This is a genomic window from Kitasatospora sp. DSM 101779, assembly GCF_025655475.1.
Lineage (GTDB): Bacteria > Actinomycetota > Actinomycetes > Streptomycetales > Streptomycetaceae > Kitasatospora.
This window is the reverse complement of record NZ_JAHTIK010000001.1, coordinates 2,840,991-2,864,089: the sequence shown is the minus strand read 5'-3', so window position 1 is coordinate 2,864,089 and position 23,099 is coordinate 2,840,991. Positions and strand designations below refer to the sequence as shown.

The window sequence follows — 23,099 nt, the reverse complement described above, 5'->3', positions numbered from 1 at the left end:
GGCGGGCCCGCCCGCTCCGGCGGCGCGGACCGAGCGCTCCGCCGCCCTCTCCGCGGCCCGCTTCGGCGCGTTCCGCAAGGCCCTGCAAGGGGCCGAGTCCCCCGACGCCCACTCGAAGGACGATGACCGATGAGCAGCAGCACCGACCGCGACCTCGACTGGCTGCTGGAGAACCTGCTGACGGCCACCCCCGGTGCCCGGCACGCCCTGGTGCTCTCCGCCGACGGCCTGAAGCTCTGCCACACCGCCGGCCTCGGCACCGACCAGGCCGACCAGCTCGCCGCGATCGCCTCCGGCATGCAGAGCCTCGCGCACGGCGCCTCCATCGAGTTCGGCGACGCCGCCGGTGGCGTCCGCCAGTCGATGACCGAGTTCCACGGCGGCATCCTGTGCATCGTCGCCGCCGGCGAGGGCGCCCACCTCGCGGTCGTCACCGACGACGACGCCGACGTCGGCGTCGTCGGGCACAACATGCACGGGCTGATCGAGCAGATCGGGGTGTTCCTGAGTGCCCCGCCGCGCGAGATCGAGGCCGGGGTGTGACGCGGCCGCTCGCCGGCCGGGACGAGGACCCAGACCGGCTCTACACCGTGACCCGCGGCCGCAGCCGGCCGCCCGAGCACGCCTTCGACCTGGTCACCCTGATCGTCACCGAGCAGGAGCCGGTGCCCGGCATGCAGTCCGAGCACGCCCGCATCCTCACCCTGTGCGCCACCCCGACGGCCGTGGTCGAGCTCGCCGCCGAACTCGCCCTGCCGGTCAGCGTGGTGAAGATCCTGCTGGGCGACCTGCTGGAGGCCGGCCGGATCACCGCCCGCCACCCCAGGTTCGCGCCGTCCAAGGCACGCCTGCCCGACCTCGACACGCTGAAGCAGGTACTGCATGGTCTCCAACAGCTCTGACACCCTCGCCTCGGCCGGCAGAGCCCCGCTCAGCAGCACCGCCGCCAACGGTCTGAAGATCGTCGTGGTGGGCGGCTTCGGCGTCGGCAAGACCACCCTGGTCGGCTCGGTGAGCGAGATCCGCCCGCTCAACACCGAGGAGACGATGACCCGCGCCGGCGAGGGCGTGGACGACCTCACCGGGGTGCAGGGCAAACGGTCGACGACCGTCGCCTTCGACTTCGGCCGGATCACCCTCGGCGCCGAGAACGTGCTCTACCTCTTCGGCGCACCCGGCCAGGAGCGCTTCTGGTTCCTCTGGGACCGGCTGTTCAGCGGCGCCCTCGGCGCCGTCGTGCTGGTCGACACCCGCCGGCTGGAGGAGTCCTGGTACGCCATCGACCGGCTGGAGCACCACGGCACGCCCTTCGTGGTCGTCCGCAACAACTTCGGGCCGCCCGAGCACACCCTCGCCGAGGTCAGGGCCGCCCTCGACCTCGCCGACCACGTCCCGCTGGTGGAGTGCGACGCACGGGACCGCGAGTCGAGCAAGCAGGTGCTGATCGAACTCGTCCGCCACCTGCACCGCATGGCCGAGGCCGAGGCCTCCGGAGAGGACACCCCGTGACCGAGCCCGTCACCACCCCGCCGCCCGGCTGCCCGGCCCACGCGGACGCCGCCCCGCTGTACGGCCCGCGCTTCCAGACCGACCCCGGCGCGCTTTACCAGGAGCTGCGCGACCGCCACGGCCCGGTCGCTCCCGTCGAACTCGCCGGCGGCGTCCCCGCCTGGCTGGTCATCGGCTACCGCGAACTCCAGCTCGTCACCGGCCAGCCCAAGGTCTTCGGCCGGGACTCCACCCGCTGGAACCAGTGGCCGACCATCCCCGAGGACTGGCCGCTCAAGCCGATGATGGCGCCCGTTCCCTCGATCCTCTACGCGGAGGGCGCCGAGCACCAGCGCCGCTCCTCCGCCGTCACCGACGCGCTCTCCGCCGTCGACCCGTACGAACTGCGGATCCACGCCGAGGAGATCGCCGACCGGCTGATCGACGGCTTCGCCGGACGCGGTGAGGCCGACCTGGTCGCCGAGTACGCCCACCGGCTGCCACTCCTGGTGCTCTGCCGGCTGTTCGGCCTCGACGAGGACGAGGCACCGGTGCTGATCCGCGGCCTGCTCGCGATGCTCGACGGCGGCGCCGACGCCCAGGAGGGCGCCCAGCAGCTGCTCACCGTCATGCTCGGGCTCGTCCACCGGCGCCGCGAGATCCCCGCCGCCGACGTCACCTCGCGGCTGCTCGCCCACGAGGCCGGGCTCAACGACGAGGAGGTCATGCGGGACCTGCGGGTGCTGCTGATCGCCGGTCACCAGCCGCTCGCGTACTGGATCTCCAACGCGCTGCGGCTGATGCTCACCGACGAGCGGTTCGCCGCCTCCCTCTCCGGCGGCCGCCGCTCGATCGGCCAGGCCCTCGGCGAGGCCCTCTGGGAGGACACCCCCACCCAGATCTTCGCCGGCCGCTGGGCGACCCGCGACGTCCACCTCGGCGGCCAGCGGATCGCCAAGGGCGACATGGTGCTGCTCGGCTTCGCCGGCGCCAACGCCGACCCGACGGTCCGCCAGGACTCCGGCCGCCCGGCCGAGGGCAACCGGGCCTACCTCAGCTTCTCCGCCGGCGACCACGGCTGCCCCTACCCGGCGCGGGAGGCCGCCGAGGTGATCGCCAACACCGCGATCGAGGTGCTGCTCGACCGGCTGCCGGACCTGCGTCTCGCGGTGTCCGAGAGCGCCCTGGTGTGGCGCCCCTCGGCCTGGGTGCGCGGACTGATGGCGCTGCCGGTGGCCTTCACCCCCGGCTACGTGGCGGAGTGACGAGACCCGAGGAGGGGCAGGGATGACCGAACCGACCGCAGTGACCTCAGCGACTGCAGTGACCTCAGTGACCTCAGCGATCCCAGCGACCCCAGCGATCCCGGTGACCTCGGTGGCCGGGGCGACCACGCCGACCGTGGTGACCGAACCGGCCCCGCCGACCGCAGGCGGGCCGACCGCCGACGCGCCGTTCGTGATGGACCCGCTGGCCCGCGACAACGCCGCCGAGGGCGCCCGGCTGCGCGCCGCCGGCCCGGTGGTGCCGGTCGGGCTGATGGGCGTCCGCGGCTGGGCGGTCACCCGGCACGCCGAGGCCCGAACGCTGCTGACCGACGCCCGGCTGGTCAAGGACGCCGCGCACTGGGCGGCGTACCAGAAGGGCGAGGTGCCGAAGACCTGGCCGCTGATCGGCCTGGCCGTGCCCGGCCCGTCGATGGTCACCACCGACGGCGCCGCGCACCGCCGACTGCGGGCGATCGTGGCCCAGGCCTTCACCCCCCGCCGGGTCGAACTGATGAAGCCCCGCATCGAGCGGATCACCGCCGAACTGCTCGACCGGCTCGCCACGGCCGGCCCGGTGGTCGACCTGAAGACCGCCTTCGCCTTCCCGCTGCCGATGTCGGTGATCGGCTGGCTGCTCGGCGTGCCCGAGCACGACCACGCCTACATCCGCGAGCTCTACGAGCGCTTCTTCTCCAGCACCACCGCGCCGGCCGACGTGCCGGCCACCATCGCCGCGCTGAACGCCTTCGTCGCCGACCTGGTGGCGCTGCGCCGGGCCGAGCCCGGGGACGACCTGATCAGCGCCCTGCTGACGGCCGATGTCGAGGGCGGCCCGCTGACCGACGCCGAGGCCGCGGCCACGCTGCGCGTGATCATCGCCGCCGGGCACGAGACCACGGTCAACCTGATCACCAACGCGGTCCGGGCGCTGCTCACCCATCCGGACCAGCTGGCGCTCGCCCGTGCGGGCGAGGTCGGCTGGCCGGCGGTGGTCGAGGAGTCGCTCCGCTGGACCCCGCCGACCAGCAACTTCCTGTTCCGCTTCGCCACCGCCGACATCGAGGTCGGCGGCACGGTGATCCCCGCCGGGGACGCCGTCCTGATCTCCTACAACGCGATCGGCCGCGACCCCGCGCAGCACGGCATCACCGCGGAGGTCTTCGACATCACCCGCGACGCGGGGCGGCACCTCTCGTTCGGTCACGGGCCGCACGTCTGCCCGGGCTCGCCGCTGGCCCGACTGGAGGCCGCGGTGGCGCTGCCCGCCCTCTTCGAGCGCTTCCCCGGACTCGCCCTCGCGGTGCCCGAGGAGGACCTGCAGCCGAACCCCACCATGGTGGTCAACAGCCTGCGCGAGCTGCCCGTCCGGCTCTGAACCGGCGGTGGAGGGCCGTGCGCAACCGGCCCTCCAGCACGGCCGGATCACGACCGGGACACCGGCCGATGAAGGTCGAACGCGCACCTTGGCGTGCGGTAGCCGGTGAGTTAACGTCTTCAAGCCAGCGATACTGCTGGGTACAGCTCGATCAACCGGTACAGCGCAGACTAGTAGTCCCACGCCGGCATCTCGGGTGCCCTGGCCAGGAGGAGCGCATTGTCCACCACCACGATCGCCTGTGAGGCCCGCCGATGACCACACTCCAGCGGCGGCGCCTGCTCGCCGTCCCCGCCGTGCTCGCCCTGGCCCTCGCCGCGGCCTGCTCGAACAGTTCCTCGAAGGACGGCGGCGGCACCTCGGCGGCACCCACGCTCACCGGTGACTGTGCCAAGTACCAGGCCTACGCGGGCCACTCGGGCACCAAGGTGACGATGTTCGCCTCGATCCTCAGCCCGGAGTCGGACTCGCTGGAGAAGTCCTGGGCGGAGTTCAGTTCTTGTACGGGCATCAAGATCTCGTACGAGGGCTCCAACGACTTCGAGTCGCAGCTGCCGGTGCGGGTGAGCGGCGGGAACGCCCCCGACTTCGCGATCATCCCGCAGCCCGGCCTGCTCGCGCAGATGGTCAAGACCGGAAAGGTCGTGAAGCCGCCGGCGCAGACCGTCGCCAACGAGGACAAGTGGAGCCCGGTCTGGAAGACCTACGGCTCCGTCAACGGCACCTTCTACGCGGCGCCGATGAGCGCCAACATGAAGTCGCTGGTCTGGTACTCGCCGAAGGCCTTCAAGCAGGCCGGCTACGAGGTGCCGAAGACCTGGGCCGATCTCATGGGCCTCAGCAACAAGATCGCGACCTCGGGCGGCGCCAAGCCGTGGTGCGGCGGCATCGCCTCCGGCACCGCGACCGGCTGGCCGGCCACCGACTGGGTCGAGGAGGCCGTCCTCGGCAGCTACGGCGGCGACGTCTACGACCAGTGGGTCAGCCACAAGGTCAAGTTCAGCGACGAGAAGATCACCGGCGCCATGAAGACGGTGGCCGACTGGATGCAGAACCCGGCCTGGGTCAACGCGGGCATCGGCGACGTGAAGTCGATCGCCACGACGACCTTCCAGGACGCGGGCGCGCCGATCCTCTCCAACAAGTGCTACATGCTGCAGCAGGCCTCGTTCTACCGGGCGCAGTGGCCCAAGGGCACCAAGATCGGGCCGGACGGCGACATCTTCGCCTTCCACCTGCCGGCCGTGAACCCCGCGGTCACCAGCCCGGTCGAGGGCGGCGGCGAGTTCCTGGCCGCGTTCTCCAGCCGGCCCGAGGTGCAGGCGGTGCAGAACTACCTGTCCACCAGCGACTGGGCGAGCAGCCGGGTCAAGGTCGCCTCCGGCTGGGTCTCCGCCAACCAGGGCGTGGACAAGAGCCTGTACACCGACCCGATCGACAAGCTCTCCGCCGAGGCGCTCACCGACCCGGCCGCCACGTTCCGCTTCGACGCCTCCGACCTGATGCCGGCGGCCATCGGCTCCGGCCAGATGTGGAAGTCGTTCACGGCGTGGTTCGCCGAGGGGCAGTCCATCCAGAAGGTGGCGGCCGACATCGACGCGGCCTGGCCGCAGTAACGCCGGCCGCCTCCGGGCAGCGCGGGTCCCACCCGCCCGCGCTGCCCCTCCCCATGTCCGAGGAAGGACCCTCCGCATGCCCACGGCCACCGCCGTGCACCTCGCCGACTCGGCGTGGACGGATGCGACGATCAAGTTCACCAACACCGTGGGAGCCGTCGCCGGCTTCCTCGGCGTGCTGCTGCTGATCTTCTTCGCGGCAGGCCGGGCCACCGGACGGTTCTCCCGCCCGCTGGCCGTCCTGGTGATGATCGGACCGGCAATCCTGCTGCTGCTGGTCGGCCTGGTGATCCCGCTGATCCGCACCGTCTACCTGAGCTTCTACAACGACGACTCCACCAAGGCGGTCGGCGGCAGCAACTACGGCTGGGCGCTCACCACCGAATCGATCCACCAGGTGCTGTGGAACACCCTGCAGTGGCTGGTGGTCGCCCCGCTGGTGGCCACCGGCACCGGCCTGGTGCTGGCCCTGCTGGTGGACCGGCTGCGCGGGCAGGCGCTCTACAAGTCGCTGCTGTTCATGCCGATGGCGATCTCCCTGGTCGGCGCGTCGATCATCTGGAAGTTCGTCTACCAGGACCGCGACCCCTCCCAGCCGCAGATCGGCCTGCTCAGCCAGCTCGCGATCAGCCTGGGCTGGGACGACCCGCCGAACTGGATCCTCTCCCACCCGCTGAACAACTACCTGCTGATGATCGTCATGATCTGGGTGCAGACCGGCTTCGCGATGGTGGTGCTCTCCGCGGCGATCAAGGCCATCCCGGACGAGATCACCGAGGCCGCCCGCCTCGACGGCGCCCGCGGGTTCCAGCTGTTCCGGCACGTCACGGTGCCGATGATCCGTACCACGCTGATCGTCGTGCTGACCACCGTCATGATCACCACGCTGAAGGCCTTCGACATCGTCCGCACCATGACCGGCGGCAACTTCGGCACCCAGGTGCTCGCCAACGAGATGTACTCGCAGTCCTTCGTGCAGTTCAACGTCGGACGCGGCAGTGCGCTCGCCGTGATCCTCTTCCTGGCCGTGATCCCGCTGGTGGCCTACAACATCGTCCAGCTGCGCAAGGAGCGTGAGCACCGATGAGCGAGCAGCTCGCCCCGGCCCCGCCGCCGCCGGGGGCGGGGGACCGCGAGCCCCCGGTGAAGGCCGTCCGCCGCGTGTTCAGCAACCCGCTGGCCTCGCTGCTGATGGTCGTGGTCACCGTGCTCTGGACGATCCCCACGATCGGCCTGCTGGTCACCTCGCTCCGCCCGGAGGAGGACGTCTCCGACAGCGGCTGGTGGACGGTCTTCAGCGACCCGAACCTCACCCTGGAGAACTACCACACGGTGCTCTTCGAAGGCGGGTTCGGCGTCAGCGGCGGCCTGATGCCGTACATGGTCAACTCGTTGGCGATCAGCATCCCGGCGACGGTCTTCCCGCTGGTGCTGGCCGCGATGGCGGCGTACGGACTGGCCTGGGTGAAGTTCCGGGGCAGCGACGTGGTCTTCTTCGCGATCTTCGCGCTGCAGGTGGTGCCGCTGCAGATGGCGCTCATCCCGCTGCTGCAGCTGTTCTCCGGCGGCGCGCACATCGGCTCGGTCACGGTGATCCCGGCCTTCGACCTCAGCGGCACCTACGCCCCGGTCTGGCTGGCGCACACCATGTTCGCGATGCCGCTGGCGATCTTCCTGCTGCACAACTTCATCGCCCAGCTGCCGCGCGACCTGATGGAGGCGGCGGTGGTCGACGGGGCCACCCACTTCAAGATCTTCCGGTCGATCGTGCTGCCGCTGTCCGCCCCGGCGCTGGCCTCCTTCGCGATCTTCCAGTTCCTCTGGGTCTGGAACGACCTGCTGGTGGCGCTCACCTTCGCCGGCGGCACCCCCGAGGTCGCCCCGATGACCGTCCGGCTGGCCCAGCTGTCCGGCTCCTTCGGCGGCCGCTGGGAACTGCTCACCGCCGGTGCCTTCCTGTCCCTGATCATTCCGCTGATCGTCTTCTTCGCGCTCCAGCGGTACTTCGTCCGCGGCCTGCTCGCGGGCTCGGTCAAGGGCTGAGCCCGCCGTCCTGGCGCCCCGCCGTCCTGCTCCGCCCCGCCCCTGCGCCGAGTGCGCGGGGGCGTTGTGCGCCCGGCTCCTGACGGACCGTGACATGGATCGGGAATGTGGGGATTTCGAGGACGCGCCACCCGTGCAGCCGGTACACCGGTAGCGGCGATTCCGCCGCCGATCCGGTTGTCCGACTAGTGGGGGATGTGGCGTGAGGTTCAGAAGACGTCTGGCGTGCCTGGTGGCCGCCGTGCTGGCGGGGGCCGTCCTGGCCGCCGCACCGGCCGGGGCGGCGGGCACCGCGACCCTCGGCACCACCGCGGTCGGCTCGGCCACCGACTCGGGCGACTCCAACTACATGAACACCTCGCGCTTCGTCACCGGTGCCAACGGCGGTGCCCTGAGCAGCATCAGCGTGCACGTCGGGGCGGTCGGCGCCGCACCGAACAACCAGTACCAGGTCGCGGTCTACGCCGACGCGGCGGGCAAGCCGGGCGCCCTGGTCGCCGCCAGCTCCTCCGGCACGCTCACCGCCAACGCCTGGAACACCCTGCCGCTGACCGGCACGCTCGCCGCCAACACCGCGTACTGGCTGGCCTACAACAGCAACGGCGCCAGCGCGGCCGTCAACAACCTGCACTACAGCAGCGGCGGCACCAGCGGCTACTCCACCGGCGGAGCCCCGTTCGGCACCTGGCCGGCCACCTTCGGCGCGAGCAGCACGATGAGCGCCACGTTCTCGATCTACGCCACCTACACGCCCGACGGCGGCGGCACCGCTCCGCCCGGCAGCGGACCGGGTGCGGAGGGACCGATCCTGCTGGTCGGCAACGCCGCCAACCCGTACACCGCCTACTACACCGAGATCCTCAAGGCCGAGGGCCTCAACTACTACAAGCAGACCGACCTGTCGGCGGTCACCGCGGCGATGCTCGCGAGCTACGACGTGGTGCTGCTCGGCGAGACCGCGCTCACCCCGGCCCAGGTCTCCATGTTCACCACCTGGACCAACGGCGGCGGACGGCTGGTCGCGATGCGCCCCGACAAGCAGCTCGCCGGCCTGCTCGGCCTCACCGCCACCACCGGCACCCTCGCCGATGCCTACCTGAAGATCGACACCTCGGCCGCCCCCGGCGCCGGCCTCAGCACCGACACCATGGGCTTCCACGGCACCGCCGACCGCTGGACGCTGAACGGCGCCACCGCCGTCGCATCCCTCTACGACGACGCCACCACGGCGAGCACCAACCCGGCCGTCACCCTGCGCACGGTCGGCAGCGGCCGCGCCGCCGCCTTCACCTTCGACCTCGCCAAGTCCGTCGTCCAGACCCGCCAGGGCAACATCGCCTGGGCCGGCCAGCAGCGCGACTCCACCGACGGCTACGAGGCCAGCGAGATGTTCTTCGGCACCAACGGCCAGCCGAACTGGAACAACCTCGACAAGGCGCTGATCCCGATCGCCGACGAGCAGCAGCGGCTGCTCGCCAACCTGATCACCCTGATGGACTCGGCGAAGAAGCCGCTGCCGCGCTTCTGGTACTTCCCGCGGGACGTCAAAGCGGTCGTCGTGATGAGCGGCGACGACCACGGCATCGGCGGCACCGTCGGCCGCTGGGACAGTTACATCTCCCAGTCCCCGGCCGGCTGCTCGGTCGCCGACTGGCAGTGCGTGCGCGGCTCCTCGTACATCTACACCGACGATCCGATGACGCCCGCCCAGGCCCAGTCCTACACCGACGAGGGCTTCGAGGTCGGCGTGCACGTCACCACCAACTGCAAGCCCTGGGGCACCACGGCCAACCTGCAGCAGTTCTACAGCGACCAGCTGGGCGCCTGGAAGGCCAAGTACGGCTCGCTGCCGAACCCGTCGAGCAGCCGCACGCACTGCGTGGAGTGGGACGACTGGGCCACCCAGGCCAAGACCAAGCTGGCCAACGGCATCCGGCTCGACATGGATTACTACTACTACCCGTCCGCCTTCGTGCAGGACCGGCCCGGCTACTTCAACGGCACCGGCATGATCATGAAGTTCGCCGACACCGACGGCGGCGTCATCGACGAGTACCAGGCGACCACCCAGCTCACCGACGAGTCCGGCCAGTCGTACCCGTCCACCGTCACCACGCTGCTCGACGGCGCGTACGGCGCCAAGGGCTACTACGCGGCGATCGGCGCCAACATCCACACCGACTTCGCGGCCTCCAGCGCCTCGGACGCGGTGGTCGCGGCAGCCAAGGCCCGCGGCGTGCCGGTGGTGTCCGGGCGGCAGATGCTGACCTGGCTGGACGGCCGCAACGGCTCCGCCTTCTCCAAGCTCGCCTGGAGCGGAAACTCGCTCACCTTCGACATCACCGGCGGCACCCGCGGCCTGCGCGCCATGGTGCCGGTGAATTCCGCCTCCGGCACCCTCACCGGGATCTCCAAGCAGGGCCAGTCCGTGCCCTACCGGATCGAGACGATCAAGGGGACGGCGTACGCCTTCTTCGACGGCGCCGTCGGCTCCTACACCGCGACGTACGGGCAGGACACCACCGCGCCCACCGTCACCGGCACCGCACCCGCCAACGGGGCCACCGGGGTCGCGGTCGGCAGCGCGGTGAAGTTCTCCTTCAGCGAGCCGCTCGACCCCGCCACGGTCACCGCGTCGGCGCTCACCCTGAAGACCACCACCGGCGGCACGCCGGTCGCCGGCACCGTCAGCTACGACGCGGCCACCAGTACCGCCGTCCTCACCCCGAGCGCCGACCTGGCGCTGACGACCGGTTACACCGCCACCGTGCAGGGCGTGAAGGATCTGGCGGGCAACACCCTCGCCGGTCCGGTGACGGCCGCCTTCACCACTGCCGGTCTGCCGCCGAAGACCATCGGGTCGAACGCGGTCGGCACGCTGGTCGACGACACCGACTCCAACCACCTCAACGGCTCCAAGGTGACCACCGGGTCGACCGCGGTCGCGCTCACCTCGCTCAGCGTGCACGTCGCCGGGGTCAGCGCGGCGCCCAACAACCAGTACCAGCTGGCCATCTACACCGACAACGCCGGCTCGCCCGGCGCGCTGGTGGTCGCCACCGGCTCCGGCACGCTGACGCCCAACGCCTGGAACTCGCTGCCGGTGACCGTCACCCTCGCGCCCAACACCACCTACTGGTTCGTCTACAACAGCAACGGGACGAGCTCGACGGTGAACAACATGCACTACTCGACCGGCCCGGCCGGCTCCGGGGCCTACAGCAACACGGTGGTGCCGTTCGGCACCTGGCCGACCAACTTCGGAACCGCCGTCAAGGACAACCTCGTCTACTCGCTGTACGGCGCGTACTGACGATCCTTCCGGCAGGGCCGCTCCGGCCGCCGACCGGACTGCCCGTCCACTACGGGGCGCTTGTGTCACAACTTCGCGACACAAGCGCCCCGCAGCACTTTTGAACCTGTTCAGAATTGTCCCCGGCGCCCTAGAGTCACGATCACCCGCCGCGGGGCCGCACACCGGCCACCGCGTGTCCTGTGACGCTTGAGGGGGACTCATGTCGACACCGTCAGACAGCACACCGCCGTCCACGCCGCCCACGCCACCCGCACCGGTTACGCCGGTCACGCCCTCCGGGTCGCCCAAGCCCTCCGGGTCGGTCACGCCCCCGGGGTCGGCCGAACCGGCCGGGTCGTCCGGGCGTGTGGAGACTCGGCAGGGTGCGGAGGCTGCGGGGAGCGTTCCGGTGGAGGGCGGCGACTCGGGATCGGGTGCGGCTCCTTCAGGTGCGGCTCCTTCGGGTGCGACCGTGCCCGGTTCCGCCGTGCCCGGTTCCGCCGTGCCGGGTGGTGCCGTGCCGGGGGCCCGGTCGGAGTCCGGTGCAGGGGGAGCCGTGGCGGAGTCGGAGGGTGGGGACGGCGGGGTGGAAGCCGGCCGCGTCGCTGCCGAGTTCCGCAAGACGGCCGGGGAGACCGGTCGGGGTTCGGCCGCCGGCGCGGCGCCGCGGCCCGGTGCGGACTCCGGTGCGGGCTCCGAAGCGGATGCGGGCTCGGCGCCGCGCCCCACGCCCCGTCCGGGCGGAGGCGGGTCGGAGGGCGGAGCCGGGACGGCCGGCAGAACGGCGAGCGGCCCGAGTGCGGGAACGGGCCCGAGAGCCGGAACGGGCCAGAGAACGGGGGCGGGCCCAGGCGCGGGCGCCGGCCCGGGGTACGGCGGCCGTCCGGGGGCCGGACCCGGTGTGTGGATGCCGCCCGCACCCCCGCCGGACCCGCTGTGGATCGTCGCGACGGCGCCGGCCCGGCCCGCTCTTCCGGGCTTCGGGGTCCTCGGGGCCGGCGTCGCGTCCGGCCTGCTCGCGGCGGCCCTGTTGACCGACGGACTCGGCGTCAACGTCCTGCTGTGGGCACTGGTCGGCACCGTCGGGGCCGCCCTCGCCGCTTCCGCCGCCGGCCGCAAGGTCAGGCCGTGGACAGTGGTGTGGACGGTCACCGCCCTGGTGCTGCTGCTCGTGCCGGCCCTGGTGGAGGCCTCCTGGCCGGTCGTGCTGGCACTGCTCGCCGCTGCGGGCGCCGGATCGCTCGCCCTGCACGGCGGCAAGCGCTGGCCCGGCGTGCTGCTGGGCCCGTTCGGGATGTGGCCGCACCTGATTCCCGGCCTCGCCTGGGGCCTGCTCTCCCTGCGCAACCGCCAATACCCGGCCAGGGCCCGGGTGGTGTCCGTGGTCAAGGCGGCGGCCGTCTCGCTGGCGCTGCTGGTGGTCTTCGGCGCGCTGTTCGCCAGTGCCGACGCCGCGGTCGCCGAACTCCTCGGCGACCTCGCACCGAGCATCGACACCGAGAACCTGCCGATGCAGGTCCTGCTCTTCCTGGTCGGCCTGCTGGTCGCCCTGGCGGCCGCGCACACCGCGGCGGCGCCGCGCCGCTTCGACCGCTTCCCGGTGAAGCCGGGGCGCGAGCGCGGACGTCTGGAGTGGGCGGTGCCGCTGGTGGCCCTCAACCTGCTGTTCGGCGTCTTCGTCGCCGTCCAGGCCGTGGTGTTCGTCGGCGGCTACGAGTCGGTGATGAGCAAGCCCGGGATGATCCCGGCCGAGTACGCCCGGCAGGGCTTCTGGCAACTGCTGATCGTCACCCTGCTGGTGCTGGTCCTGCTGGCCCTGGCGAGCCGCTGGGCGCCGCGCTCCACCTCGCGGGACCGCGCCATGGCCAAGACCCTGCTCGCGCTGCTCTGCGGCCAGACGCTGGTGGTGGTCGCCTCGGCGCTGTACCGGATGCAGCGCTACGTGGACAACTTCGGCCTGACCCGGCTGCGGATCTCGGTGGCCACGGTGGAGATCTGGCTGGGGGTCGTCCTGCTGCTGGTGCTCGTCGGCGGCATCCTGGCCTCGGCCCGGTGGCTGCCGCGGGCGGTCGTGCTGAGTGCCGCCGCCACCACGGCCGTCTTCGGCCTCATCAGCCCGGACGCGATGATCGCCGAACAGAACGTCCACCGCTTCGAGCAGACCGGCCGGATCGACGTCGGCTACCTCCGCGACCTCTCCGCCGACGCCGTGCCCGCCCTGGACCGGCTCCCGGAGGACCAGCGGACCTGCGCCCTGCAGGTGATCGCCAGGGACCTCGACAACGGCCGACTGCCCTGGTACGCCACCAGCCTGGCCGAGGACCGCGCCCGCGAGATCCTGAAGGACCGCCCGGTGCCGGTCACCGGGCGCCAGGCCTGCAGCAGGATCGGCGTCCGCCTGGACGACCCGTACTACGGAGGGGGCTACGACTACTGATGCCGTCTGCCCGGAGCCGGACCGGCTCTGAGCAGTCGCGGCCGGACGGAGTATCGGGTGTGGTGGCGGGCCCGGGAGCCCGCCACCACACGGTGCGTCAGAGTGCCACGCCGGCCGCCCCCTCCGACGGCAGGTCGCTCGCCTTCGCCTTCACCACGAGCAGCGCGACCAGCAGGGCGACCACGGCCAGCGAGGCGCCCACGATGAACGCCTGGCCGATGCCGTGCGCCAGCGTCTCGCTGTACGCGGCGCTGCCCACCGGGAACTCGTGCGCCTTCTGGAAGTGCTGCGCCTGCTCGGGAGTGGCGGACTGCAGGAAGCCCGGCACCAGCTCGGTGGCCTTGGACTTGGCCGCGTGACTGAACACGGTGGTGAGGATCGACAGACCCAGGGCACCGCCGATCTGCTGCACCGAGTTGAGCAGGCCGGAGGCCGCGCCGGTCTCGCTGTTCGGCACACCGGACACCGCGATCAGCATGACCGGGACGAAGATCAGGCCCATGCCGAAGCCGAAGATCACCGTGGGGCCGAGGATCCCGTCCACGTAGCCGCTGTCCGCCTTGAGCTGGGTCAGCCAGCCCAGGCCGACCGTGACCAGGGCGGCTCCGCCGGCCATGAACACCTTCGGGCCAAGCTTCGCCTGGAGCGCCGAGGCGATCTGCGCCGCCACGATGATCGACGCACTGATCGGCAGGAAGGCCACACCTGCCTTGAGCGGGCTGTAGTGGATGACCGTCTGCACGAAGATCGTGATGTAGAAGAAGATGCCGAACATCGCCGCGGCGAGGCAGAGCATCATGATCAGGCCGCCGGTGCGGTTGCGGTCCTGGAACAGGTGCAGCGGGGTGATCGGCTGCGACGTCCGCCGCTCGATGACGACGAACGCGACCACCAGGACCACGCCGGCGGCGAACGAGGCCAGCGTCAGGGCGTCGCTCCAGCCGTCCGACGCGGCGCGGATGAAGCCGTAGACCAGGGCCACCAGGCCGAGGGTCGAGGCCAGCGCGCCCGGGAGGTCGAAGCGGCCCTCCGTCCGCTCCGACTCGTTGATGAACCGCGGCGCGGCGAGCGCGATCAGCGCGGCGATCGGCACGTTCACGAAGAACACCCAGCGCCAGTCGAGGTACTCGGTGAGCAGGCCGCCGGCCAGCAGACCGATCGCGGCCCCGGAGCCCGCGACGGCGGAGAAGACGCCGAAGGCGCGATTGCGCTCCGGGCCCTCCTCGAAGTTGCTGGCGATCAGTGCGAACGCGGTCGGTGAGCAGATCGCGCCGCCGAGGCCCTGCAGGGCGCGCGCGGCGAGCAGCATGGTCGAGTCCTGCGCGAGGCCGCCGAGCAGCGAGGCGAAGCCGAAGAGCAGGGTGCCGACGATGAACACCCGCCGCCGGCCGAGGATGTCGCCGAGGCGGCCGCCGAGCAGGAGCAGGCCGCCGAAGGTCAGGGTGTAGGCGTTGATCACCCAGGACAGCGTGGTGTCGGAGAAGCCGAGGTCGTTCTTGATGTGCGGCAGCGCGATGTTCACGATTGTCGCGTCCAGCACGACCATGAGCTGGGTCGCGGCGATGACGGTGAGGGTGACGCCCTTGCGCTGGGTGCGTCCCGCCTTCGGTGGTGCGGGTGAGCCGACCGTGTCGGAGATTGCCACTGATTGCCCCCTGTTGATCCTGCACCGTGGGGTGGTGCCGGAGAATTGCGCCCGTGACGTGCGCGGTTGTGCGACCGCGCACGGCCGGTGGCGGAGCGCGGACACTGTGAAGGAACGGAGTCGTTCACTATCATGTGGACGATATCCGGAAAGAGATTGTGAACGCAAGCGTTCTCTAGGGTGGTGACGATGGATCAGTTGGTGCGGCGTCAGGCGTCGGTCGGGTCGTCGGGTGCGGTGGCGGCCAGGTGCGCGCCGTCCGCCCCCGCCGGCGTGACGCGGGCCGTACCACTGCAGGCCTGCGCCGAGGAGCCGGCCGGGCCGCCCGCCGTCGCGCCCGGGGGCGCGGGGCCGGAGTCCGTCGAGTCGTCGGCGGGACCGTCCGGCGTGCCCGCGGCGCCCGCCGCGGCCCGTCGACGGGGCCCCGCCCTGGAGGCCGCGATCTTCGAGGCGACCCTCGAACTCCTCGTCTCCGGCGGCTTCGCCCGCCTGACCATGGAGGGCGTCGCCGGGGCGGCGCAGACCGGCAAGGCCGCGCTGTACCGCCGCTGGGCGTCGAAGGCGGATCTGGTCGTGCACGCCCTGGCGGCCACTCTGCCACCTCCCGTCGACATCCCCGACCTCGGGTCGGCCCGTGCCGAGTTGATGCAGCTCATGGCGGGCTTCGGCGCGATCATGTGCTCGCCGGCCGGCACCGCCATCCGCGTGCTGATGGCCGAGCTCGACCACGAACAGGCCGTCGCCTTCAAGGACTTCCTCGACGGCCGGGTGATGCGCCCGGCCAATGCGGCGATCCTGAACATCCTCGGCCGCGGCGAGCGGCGCGGCGACGTCCGGCCCGGCGCGGCCACGCCGATCGTCGCCGACGTGGCCCCCGCGATGCTGCTCTACCGGGCCAAGGTCGGCGGGGGCGTGGTCGACGGGGCTTTCTGCACGGAGCTGGTGGACCAGGTGCTCATGCCGATGGTGGGCGCCTACTAGGGCCTGTCGGACGGTTTGCCGCACGGGCTCGGCGGTCGGCGCGCTCGGCCGTCGGGTCGCTCGGTCGCAGGGTCTGCTCGGTCGTCGGGTCGCTCGGTTGTCGGGTCGCTCGGTTGTCGGGTCCGGTACAGGGCGGGTCGGTGTCGGTCGCGGGGACGGCTCAGGCCCGTCCCGTGCGCCGGCCGCCGGTTCCGTGCCGGCCGTCCGGGGCGCTCCCGCCGGGGACGTAGGCTGGTGCTGCCGGAGCGACACGAATGGACCAGCCATGCCCTACGACCCCCCGACCCACTCGGTCGAGCGCTCGCTGCGCCGGGCCGGAGCCGGCGTGGTCGCCGGGCTCGACGAGGTCGGACGCGGAGCCTGGGCGGGCCCGGTCACCGTCGGCGCCGCCGTCACCGGGCTGCGACGCCCGCCGGAGGGCCTCACCGACTCCAAGCTCCTCACCGTGAAGCGCCGCGAGGCGCTCGCCCCGGTGCTTGCCGCCTGGGTCACCGCTTACGCCTTGGGGCACGCCTCCCCGCGCGAGTGCGACGAACTCGGCATGACGGCGGCGCTGCGGCTCGCTGCCGAACGTGCCCTGGCGGCGCTCCCGGTCCGGCCGGACGCCGTGATCCTCGACGGCAAGCACGACTACCTCGGCGGCCCCTGGCGGGTCCGCACGGTGATCAAGGGCGACCAGTCCTGCGTCTGCGTGTCCGCGGCCTCCGTCCTCGCGAAGGTCCAGCGGGACCTGATGATGGCGGAGCTGGGCGCCGACCACCCCGCGTACGGCTTCGAGGACAACGCCGGATACCCGTCGCCGGTGCACCGCGCCGCCCTGGAGGAATTCGGCCCGACCTCGGAACACCGCCTGTCCTGGGCCTATCTCGACGGGCTGCCGCAGTGGCGGCACCTCAAGCGGGGCCGGATCGCCGAACCCGCGGACGAGCAGCTCTCGCTGGGCTTCTGACGTCCCGTCGGGCCTCCGCGGCGCCCTCCGCGGGCCGCTCCGGGTGCCCAACAGGTGGGGTGCCCGTGCGCATCCGACCGGCATTTGATAGATATCCGGGTATGCCTGTCTTCCCCGAGGAGCCGGAGATTCACGAGAGTATCCCGGGCCCCGGCGTTCCCTTCCCCCACAAGTCGGACGCATCCAGCCCCCGTACGCCTTCCGCCAACCCTGCTGCGTCCGGCGTCGTGCCGGGCCAGCGGCCCGCGCCGCCCCGCCCGGCGCCGCCCCGTCCCGCTCCGCCGCGAGCCGCCGGTGCCACCCCGGGTCCCCGCCCCGGGCCGAAGCCCGGTCCCGGTGCCCGCCGTTCGTCCCCGGCCGTCCGGCTCGTGCCCGCCGACCCGCAGGAGGCGCTGGAGCGCGCCGACGAGACGGTGGACCAGCTGCTCGAGTCCGGCCGCCGTCCCGGCGACGTCCTCGTGCTCACGGTCGGCGAACCGCACCCCTGGCAGCAGCACGAGCTGTCCTTCGGCGAGGAGCGCTACTGGGCGCAGCTCGCCGAGGCCGAGGACGTGTTCTACGCCGACGCCGCCACCGGTGGGCCGCTGCACCGCGAGGTGGTGGTCCTGGTGGTCAACGCCGCCGGGGTCAACCGCATCGCCGGGGCCGCGGTGCGCGCGGCCGAGCGCGCCGGCTCGCTGCTGGTGATCTGCGGCGGCACCGACGCCGTCGCATCGCTGTTCCCGGGAGCGGACCGGCCCGTTCCGGCCTGAGCCGTCGTGCCCGCGGCCGGGCCTCGCACCTTCGTGGCCCGGGCGTGCTCGTGGCCCGGGCCGGCCCGTTGCCGGTCGTCACGTTCGCGGTGCCGCCCGCCCCATCGGGCGGGCGGCCGCGTGAACGGTCAGCGCGAGGCCGTGAACGGTCAGTGCGAGGCGGCGGGGCGCAACGCGTCGAGTGCGGTCACCGCCGCCACGTGGGGTGTCCGTGCGGTCCGTCGGACCCGCTCCCGTACGTGGCGCGGCGGCAGCTCGGTGACGGTGTGCAGCGGACCGTCGGACCACGATCCGGAGTGCGGATTGCGGCCCTGCCGCCCGTCGCCGATCACGTGCCAGCCGGCCGGCGTCAGCGTGATGTAGGAGCCGCAGCGCAGCCCGTGCAGCGCGGCGGCGTCCTGCAGGGCCCACATCCACGCGCCGTCCTGGGCCGTCCACTCGGGTGAGCCGTCCCGGCAGCGCAGCAGCACGGCCGTGCGGACGGGAGCGGCGAGCCGTAGGTCGTGCGGGACGACCTGCCGCAGGTGCGCCAGGATCGCGTTGCGGTGCTGCCACCCGTCGGTGAGGTGCTGGCGGGTGCTGAAGGAGGCCGAGGCGATCAGCTGGTGCCTGGCGTCCAGCACGGCGACGACCGTGGTGCCCGGTTGCGGCAGGTGCCGTTGGTGCAACTCACGGACGAAGTCGCGCGGGGCGCGCAGCAACGGCACGTCGGACTCGGACCAAGCCTTCGGGCCGATGCTCCGTCTTGCGGTGGAAGGGTCCTGACCGTGGTCTCTGCGGTTGATCACGATCCTCCTTCCGGCCCGCTGGCACGGCGGTGACGTGGGTACGCCGAATACCGGGTCTTCCGACCAGGCGTGGGGTACGGCTCAATTCTCCCGTCAGATCGGCCCGAGCGGCAATGATGAAATGCCGAGCGCCGCCCGAAATTCAGTGTTCTGCCGGATATATTCCTTCACTCCGATGCGTCCATTTGCCTGACGGTCGGCCGACGGCTGACCGAAGTCCGGTTTGCCCGCTGATGTCCATCCGGTGAACGGCGTCCCCCTCTGCGCGCGGGCGGGATTCGCGAGGGCCGAGGTCCGGGTGCGTCGGGGCTCAGGCCTGGAGCGCGAGGACCAGGGGGAGAACACCCGTCGCCCCGGCACGCCGGAGCAGCCGGGCGGCCACGGTCACCGTCCAGCCCGAGTCCACCAGGTCGTCGACCAGCAGCACCGGGCCGTCGGCCGCGGCGAGCGTCGCGGCCAGCTCCTCCGGGACGACCAGCGTCCCCGCCAGCGAGTGCAGCCGCTGTGCGCTGTTGCTCCGCGGGCCGTGCGGGGGCCGGCCGGCCGCGTACTCGATCCGGCCGAGCAGCGGCAGACGGCCGACCGCCGCGATCCGTGCGCCGAGGCTCTCCACCAGCTGGGGCCGGGTCGCCGAGGCCATGGTGACCACGCCGACCGGCCGGGCGAGCCGTGTCCCGTCCGGGGCCTCCGGCCCGGCCCAGCCACCGGGCCCGCGGGCCCAGTCGGCCAGGACGCTGACCAGCGCGTCGACCACCTCGGCCGGGACGGGGCCGTCCGGCGCCGACTCGGCGAGCAGTGAGCGCAGCCGGGTACCCCAGCCGATGTCGGACAGCCGGCCGAGCGCCCGGCCGGTCTCCGCCTGCTCCCCCGCGGGGATGCGGCCCTTGAGCGGCACGCCCAGGGCGTCCATCCCGGTCGGCCACAGCCGGCGCGGCTCGAACTCCGCACCGGGCCGGCCGAGCGCCGCCCGGGCCGCGGCGAGCGCCTCCGCCGACACCTCCGGACCGTGCACGGGGCCGGCACAGTTGTCGCACCGCCCGCAAGGGGCGGCCTCCGGGTCGTCGAGCTGCCTGCGCAGGAACTCCATGCGGCAGCCGGCCGAGGCCGCGTACTCCCGCATGGCCTGCTGCTCGGCCTCCCTCGCGGCCGCGACCTTGGCGTAGCGCGGCGCGTCGTACGCCCAGGGGCGGCCGGTGGCCTCCCAGCCGCCGCGGACCTTGCGGACCGCGCCGTCGACGTCGAGAACCTTGAGCATGGTCTCCAGCCGGTTCCGCCGCAGGTCCACCCGGGCCTCCAGCGCACCGGTGGACAGCGGGCGGCCGGCCTCGGCGAGCGCGTCGATCGTCCGCCGGACCTGCTCCTCCGGCGGGAAGCCCAGCGAGGCGAAGTACCGCCAGATCGCCTCGTCCTCCCGGCCCGGCAGCAGCAGCACCTCGGCCCGGTCGACGCCACGGCCGGCCCGTCCGACCTGCTGGTAGTAGGCGATCGGCGAACCGGGCGAGCCCAGGTGCACCACGAACCCCAGGTCGGGCTTGTCGAAGCCCATGCCCAGGGCCGAGGTCGCGACCAGCGCCTTGACCCGGTTGGCCAGCAGGTCCGCCTCGGCGCTGCGGCGCTCGGCGTCCTCCGTCCGGCCCGAGTACGAGGCCACCGGGTAGCCGCGCGAACGCAGGAAGGCGGTCACCTCGTCCGCCGCCGCCACGGTGAGGGTGTAGACGATGCCGGAGCCGGGCAGCTCGGCCAGGTGGTCGGCCAGCCAGGCCAGGCGGTGCGCCGGGTCGGGCAGCGTGAGCACACCGAGGCTGAGGCTCTCCCGGTCCAGCGGGCCGCGGAGCACGAGCGCGGTACGGTCCGCCGGCGGCGCACCCGCGTCGTCGGGCGCACCGGTGCCGAGTTGGTCGGCCACGTCGGCGGTGACCCGCGCGTTCGCCGTCGCGGTGGTGGCGAGGACCGGCACACCGGGGGCGAGGTCGGCCAGCATGGTGCGCAGCCGGCGGTAGTCGGGCCGGAAGTCGTGGCCCCAGTCGGAGATGCAGTGCGCCTCGTCGACCACGAGCAGGCCGGTGGAGGCGGCGAGCTTGGGCAGGACCTGGTCGCGGAAGTCCGGGTTGTTCAGCCGCTCCGGGCTGACCAGCAGGATGTCGACCGCTCCGGCGGCGACCTCGGCCTGGATCTCGTCCCACTCCTGCGGGTTGGCCGAGTTGATCGTCCGGGCGTGGATGCCGGCCCGGGAGGCCGAGTCCACCTGGTTGCGCATGAGGGCCAGCAGCGGCGAGACGATCACCGTGGGGCCGGCGCCCGCCGAGCGGAGCAGCGCGGTGGCGACGAAGTAGACGGCGGATTTGCCCCAGCCGGTGCGCTGCACCACCAAGGCCCGGCGGCGGTCCACGACGAGTGCCTCGATGGCCCGCCACTGGTCCTCCCGCAGCACGGCGGACGGCCCGGCCAACTCGCGCAGGACGGCCTCGGCCCGCTCCCGAACGGCGGCGCGGTCCTGCCCGGCCCGGTCCTGCGCCGAGCGGTCCTGCCCGGCCCGGTCCTGCGCCGCGGGGCCCTGTCCGGCGGGGTCGGCCGGACCGGTCGCGTGTCCCCGGTCGGGGGCGTGCCCGGCGGCCGGCCGGCTGCCGGAGCGGTCCGGTGCGGCCGGTGCGTCCGGCGTGTCCGCGGACTCGGATTCGGGGCGGGTGCTGCGCTCGTCCATGGCCCCATGCATACCGCGTGCGACCGACAATGGGCCAATGCAGTGCCCGGCCTGTGGATGACCTGTCATCAGATCGGTTGACGGGAAAGGATGATGTGGCCCGAACGGTGGAATTCCCGCGGAATGATCAGCCCGGAACGGGCGCGAAACAATCCCCAATCCCGGGTTATCCACAGGCTGAACGCAAGGCTCGGAAAAAGCAGCATGCTTCGGGCCATGAACCACGACGAACACCGCACCCCGCCCGCAGCCCCGGTCCGGGGACTGCCCGCCACCGTGCTGCCCACGCCGATGCGCGGCCCGGCCGACATGGCCGAGATGCTGCCCTACCTGCTCGGCTTCTTCCCCGACGACAGCATCGTCGCCGTCGGTCTGCAGGGTCCCTCGCTCCACCAGGGCGCCGTCGTCCGGGTCGACCTCCCCGACGCCCCCGAGCAGTGGGAGCCGGTGGCCCGCGACGCCGCCGCACTGCTGCTGGACCTCTCGGAGAAGCGCGACCGACGGCCCGACCAGGTGCTGCTCTACCTCGTCCGGGATCCCGCCGACCCGGCGGAGGCACAGAGCGGCGCGCCGCCCGGTGACGATCCGCGGCCGGCCGAACCGCTGCGCCCGCTCGCGGACAGCCTGGCGGCGGCCTTCCGCACGGCTGGGGTGGCGGTGAAGGAGTCGCTGTTCGTCTCCCGCGGCCGCTGGTGGTCCTTCCTGTGCACCCGTACCGGCTGCTGCGACCCCGCCGGCACCCCGATCAGGCCGTCCCACCGGCCCAGCCCCGTTGCGGCCGCCGCGGCCTTCGCGGGCCTGGCCCCACGCGGCAGCCGGCGGGCCATGGTCGCCGGGCTCGCCCCGGTCGGGCCGCCGCTCGCCGACGTCCAGCGGCAGGAGATCGAGCGGGCCGGCCCGGGCTTCCTCCAGGAGCTTGCCGCGGGGCGGACGACCGCGGTCGACCGGACGGGCGAACTGATCACCGACGTGATGGCCGAGTTCCGAGCCGGCGCGCGGGAGATCGACACCGAGCGCACCGCCCGCCTGCTGCTCGGCCTGCAGGACAAGCTCGGCCGCGACCGCGGCGCCGAGTTCGCCGAACCCGATGAGCTGGCCGTCGCCCAGCGTGTGTGGCGGTTCCTCGTCCAGCGCTGCGTCAACCCGTTCGAACACCTCGCGGCCCCGCCGCTCACCCTGCTCGCCTGGACGGCCTGGATCGCGGGCGACATCGCCACCGCCCGGATCATGCTCTCCCGGGCGCTGGAGGTGGACTCGCGCTACACCCTGGCCCTGCTGCTGTACGAGTCGATCAACGGCGGCCTGGCGCCGGAACGGCTTCTGGAGAGCGTGCGCGAGCAGCGAGCCAACCGCGCCGTCACCCGGGCCGCCGACCAGCGGAGCGAGCCGGCGGACGGGTGCGCGGAGGGGCCCGGGGCCGATGCCGGTGATCCCGACGCGCCTCACGGAGCGCCAGCCACCGAACCCGCACCGCACGCATCGGCCGCCCGACCCGGTACGCCCGGCACACCGGGCGCAGAGGCGCCCCCGCCGCGGCCGACGCAGCGCCCCGAGCCGGTCGCGCCGCCCACGAACACCGGACCGGCCGCCAACAGCGGATCGACCGTCGGTGGCGGATCGGGCTCCGGGGCACCGCCCGCCACCTGCTCCACCCCTGGCCGTGGCAGTGCCGTCGCGCAGGTCCACCGGCCCACCGGGCACGGCGGCGGCGCAGCGCCCCGTGCCGCGGCACCGGGCAGGCCTCCCGGCACCCCGTCGCAC

The 23,099-nt window shown here is 72.7% G+C and carries 17 protein-coding genes; 14 read left to right on the top strand and 3 right to left on the bottom strand.

Annotated features, from left to right (window positions below):
- Positions 1 to 129 precede the first annotated feature (129 nt).
- From KSNIM_RS13145 to KSNIM_RS13100, 10 genes are all read left to right on the top strand, one after another.
- Positions 130 to 543, top strand: coding sequence for a roadblock/LC7 domain-containing protein (locus KSNIM_RS13145; RefSeq protein ID WP_263103417.1), 414 nt, complete (start codon positions 130 to 132; stop codon positions 541 to 543).
- A complete protein-coding gene (locus KSNIM_RS13140) occupies positions 540 to 902 on the top strand; it encodes a DUF742 domain-containing protein (RefSeq protein ID WP_263103416.1) in 363 nt (120 codons plus the stop codon). The genes KSNIM_RS13145 and KSNIM_RS13140 overlap by 4 nt, the downstream gene beginning before the upstream one ends.
- Positions 883 to 1,509 (top strand): GTP-binding protein, encoded by a 627-nt coding sequence (locus KSNIM_RS13135; RefSeq protein ID WP_263103415.1) that lies wholly within the window; start codon positions 883 to 885, stop codon positions 1,507 to 1,509. The genes KSNIM_RS13140 and KSNIM_RS13135 overlap by 20 nt, the downstream gene beginning before the upstream one ends.
- On the top strand, positions 1,506 to 2,753 hold the full coding sequence (locus tag KSNIM_RS13130) for a cytochrome P450 (protein WP_263103414.1): 1,248 nt from the start codon (positions 1,506 to 1,508) through the stop codon (positions 2,751 to 2,753). Before KSNIM_RS13135 ends, KSNIM_RS13130 begins: the two co-directional genes overlap by 4 nt.
- 196 nt (positions 2,754 to 2,949) lie before the next feature.
- A complete protein-coding gene (locus KSNIM_RS13125; RefSeq protein ID WP_263107940.1) occupies positions 2,950 to 4,131 on the top strand; it encodes a cytochrome P450 family protein in 1,182 nt (393 codons plus the stop codon).
- A 254-nt stretch (positions 4,132 to 4,385) separates the two neighbouring features.
- On the top strand, positions 4,386 to 5,747 hold the full coding sequence (locus tag KSNIM_RS13120) for an ABC transporter substrate-binding protein (RefSeq protein ID WP_263103413.1): 1,362 nt from the start codon (positions 4,386 to 4,388) through the stop codon (positions 5,745 to 5,747).
- Between the two features lie 76 nt (positions 5,748 to 5,823).
- Positions 5,824 to 6,834 (top strand): carbohydrate ABC transporter permease, encoded by a 1,011-nt coding sequence (locus KSNIM_RS13115; RefSeq protein ID WP_263103412.1) that lies wholly within the window; start codon positions 5,824 to 5,826, stop codon positions 6,832 to 6,834.
- Positions 6,831 to 7,790: a carbohydrate ABC transporter permease gene (locus tag KSNIM_RS13110; RefSeq protein ID WP_263103411.1), complete on the top strand. Its 960-nt coding sequence runs from the start codon at positions 6,831 to 6,833 to the stop codon at positions 7,788 to 7,790. The genes KSNIM_RS13115 and KSNIM_RS13110 overlap by 4 nt, the downstream gene beginning before the upstream one ends.
- Positions 7,791 to 7,992: 202 nt before the next feature.
- Positions 7,993 to 11,103, top strand: coding sequence for an Ig-like domain-containing protein (locus KSNIM_RS13105; protein ID WP_263103410.1), 3,111 nt, complete (start codon positions 7,993 to 7,995; stop codon positions 11,101 to 11,103).
- An 889-nt stretch (positions 11,104 to 11,992) separates the two neighbouring features.
- Complete coding sequence (locus tag KSNIM_RS13100) at positions 11,993 to 13,522, top strand: DUF4153 domain-containing protein (protein WP_263103409.1); 1,530 nt, start codon at positions 11,993 to 11,995, stop codon at positions 13,520 to 13,522.
- Positions 13,523 to 13,619: 97 nt separating this feature from the next.
- Here the strand turns inward: KSNIM_RS13100 and KSNIM_RS13095 are convergent, their stop codons facing one another.
- Complete coding sequence (locus KSNIM_RS13095) at positions 13,620 to 15,167, bottom strand: MFS transporter (RefSeq protein WP_411543704.1); 1,548 nt, start codon at positions 15,165 to 15,167, stop codon at positions 13,620 to 13,622.
- A 189-nt stretch (positions 15,168 to 15,356) separates the two neighbouring features.
- Here KSNIM_RS13095 and KSNIM_RS13090 point away from each other — a divergent pair, with 189 nt between their 5' ends.
- The 3 genes from KSNIM_RS13090 to KSNIM_RS39085 all read left to right on the top strand — a co-directional run bounded on the left by KSNIM_RS13090 (position 15,357) and on the right by KSNIM_RS39085 (position 17,849).
- A complete protein-coding gene (locus KSNIM_RS13090) occupies positions 15,357 to 16,148 on the top strand; it encodes a TetR/AcrR family transcriptional regulator (RefSeq protein ID WP_263103408.1) in 792 nt (263 codons plus the stop codon).
- Positions 16,149 to 16,413: 265 nt separating this feature from the next.
- Positions 16,414 to 17,097, top strand: a complete 684-nt coding sequence (locus KSNIM_RS13085) for a ribonuclease HII (protein WP_263103407.1) — start codon at positions 16,414 to 16,416, stop codon at positions 17,095 to 17,097.
- 368 nt (positions 17,098 to 17,465) lie between these two features.
- The gene (locus tag KSNIM_RS39085; RefSeq protein ID WP_317634014.1) at positions 17,466 to 17,849 is read left to right on the top strand and encodes a hypothetical protein; all 384 of its coding nucleotides are present in this window, start codon (positions 17,466 to 17,468) and stop codon (positions 17,847 to 17,849) included.
- Positions 17,850 to 17,998: 149 nt separating this feature from the next.
- On the opposite strand, the gene KSNIM_RS13075 is transcribed toward KSNIM_RS39085, so the two are convergent.
- Both KSNIM_RS13075 and KSNIM_RS13070 read right to left on the bottom strand, forming a co-directional pair.
- The gene (locus KSNIM_RS13075) at positions 17,999 to 18,637 is read right to left on the bottom strand and encodes a hypothetical protein (protein ID WP_411543703.1); all 639 of its coding nucleotides are present in this window, start codon (positions 18,635 to 18,637) and stop codon (positions 17,999 to 18,001) included.
- A 310-nt stretch (positions 18,638 to 18,947) separates the two neighbouring features.
- Complete coding sequence (locus KSNIM_RS13070) at positions 18,948 to 21,338, bottom strand: DEAD/DEAH box helicase (RefSeq protein WP_263103405.1); 2,391 nt, start codon at positions 21,336 to 21,338, stop codon at positions 18,948 to 18,950.
- A 216-nt stretch (positions 21,339 to 21,554) separates the two neighbouring features.
- On the opposite strand from KSNIM_RS13070, the gene KSNIM_RS13065 reads away from it, so the two are divergent.
- The coding region (locus KSNIM_RS13065; protein WP_263103404.1) for a DUF4192 domain-containing protein at positions 21,555 to 23,099 on the top strand (1,545 nt) is incomplete at its 3' end.